Source organism: Terrimonas alba (assembly GCF_042434975.1).
GTDB classification, from domain to species: domain Bacteria; phylum Bacteroidota; class Bacteroidia; order Chitinophagales; family Chitinophagaceae; genus Terrimonas_B; species Terrimonas_B alba.
The window spans coordinates 1-1,909 of record NZ_JBHMQM010000023.1; the positions used below are offsets into that span (position 1 = coordinate 1).

Here is a 1,909-nt window from a genome sequence, read left to right on the forward strand (position 1 = left end):
CTTTTTTTGTGCACATCCATGCCAATGAATAATTTTGGTGTGGCGGTAGTTTGAGACAACATCTTATTAAGTTTTGGTAGCCACGTAATAACCGTGGACTACAGTTAAAAAATGGTTGCTTAAATTACCGCTTTTACATAGATGCTTGGCGAAATGGCGGGATAGAATATGGGCTGGGCTTGGAGTTCATTGGTCAACTGTTGAATAACTTACCAGGCGACATTAACACAGACTATCGCCACATCGCAAAGCCTTGGCCGTTCGACCGCAATGCCTCGCACAAGGAAAAATCCCTTCGTCCGCTTTGCGGACTCCCGGTCTTTTTCTCCTAAGCTATTGCGGTCGAACGATCGGGATTTACTTGTAAATTTATCGGGCGGTGAACTTTGTGCAAGTCACCTGCGGCGAACAAAAGGATTTACAAAATGCCCCGATAAATTTCCACGTACCCACAGATTCTCGCAGCTGCTTCGCTGAAAGCCTCTGGCTTTCGCTCCCGCATCTGCTTGGCGAAATGGCGGGATAGAATATGGGCTGGGCTTGGAGTTCATTGGTCAACTGTTGAATAACTTACCAGGCGACATTAACACAGACTATCGCCACATCGCAAAGCCTTGGCCGTTCGACCGCAATGCCTCGCACAAGGAAAAATCCCTTCGTCCGCTTTGCGGACTCCCGGTCTTTTTCTCCTAAGCTATTGCGGTCGAACGATCGGGATTTACTTGTAAATTTATCGGGCGGTGAACTTTGTGCAAGTCACCTGCGGCGAACAAAAGGATTTACAAAATGCCCCGATAAATTTCCACGTACCCACAGATTCTCGCAGCTGCTTCGCTGAAAGCCTCTGGCTTTCGCTCCCGCATCTGCTCCATCCGTGGGCACTTCGTAAATCCCGATCGTTAGCGGTAAGCTTAAAAGACATCCTATAGCATGTGGCCTCTTACTGACATTACCATCTACTATGACGGCTTAAAAATCCCTTCTCTTCCTGAAGACGCTGACTTCAGCAGAAAGAAAAACTATATCTGTGATTTTTACCACAGAATGCTGAATGGCTATAAGCCCCCAAGGACAGGCCGAATTTGTATCCATATCGACAAAGAGTTGAAGTGGGACGAACCAAACTATTTTGGAGCTATTTGCAGTATTGCAAACGTAATAGATGAAGACAGATATTTATCCCTGCAGCGATTGGAGAAGTATCAATACATCCTTGACATTGTTCACAGTTCTTGCCTGAAACTTGCCCGAACTTACCACTGGGACACTTCAATTTTTGAGAATGCATATGAACGTGTCCGGCAGAGCAACTTCAAATTCGTACTCGACTATCCGCAGAAGAAATCCAGAGACAAAAAAACAATAGCATATGTGCAAGTTGAAAAAACAGAAGAAACAACTTCTCTGTATTTAGCTTTTATCTTAGCTGACAAAACAAAGAAGGTAAAGGTTGTTGAGAAGAAAAACTGGTTTTGGTACGACAGTATATATAAGCTGGCGGAACGCTCAAAATGGTTAGATACTTCGACATTTGGCGTTTATCTAAAAGACAATAAAAAATTTGTTTACTATTCACTACAAGACGACGTGACAATTGGAAAAATTGAATATGGTGAAACAGACTTTTGACACAGAAAGCCTACCGCTAACAGCAGTTTTCTGCTATGCCGGCAGACCCAACGCAGCATCAACAGTTGTACATCCTTCAGCTTTTGATCCGGCCCGACGTTCAATTTTCGGCTTCATTATTTATCTTCAACAATAAAACATTTATCAGCTTCAGTTCTGGCAGACGAACAAAAAATACCGGCACAGCAGAAAGCTGATGGACATAAGGTGCAATAAATTGAGAACCCGTGAATTCAAAAATCTTTTTAATTCTGCTTTCCATCTTTCTTGTTCAGGTTTC

1 protein-coding gene is annotated in these 1,909 nt (G+C 43.4%); it reads left to right on the forward strand.

Features of this window, described 5'->3' with window-relative positions:
• Nucleotides 1-930: 930 nt before the first annotated feature.
• Complete coding sequence (locus ACFEL9_RS25995; protein ID WP_385896299.1) at nucleotides 931-1,629, forward strand: hypothetical protein; 699 nt, start codon at nucleotides 931-933, stop codon at nucleotides 1,627-1,629.
• Nucleotides 1,630-1,909 lie beyond the last annotated feature (280 nt).

What these genes read in the sequence shown, in the direction of transcription:
- ACFEL9_RS25995 (WP_385896299.1), top strand. Translation starts at nt 931, where the DNA reads ATGTGGCCTCTTACTGACATTACCATCTACTATGACGGCTTAAAAATC.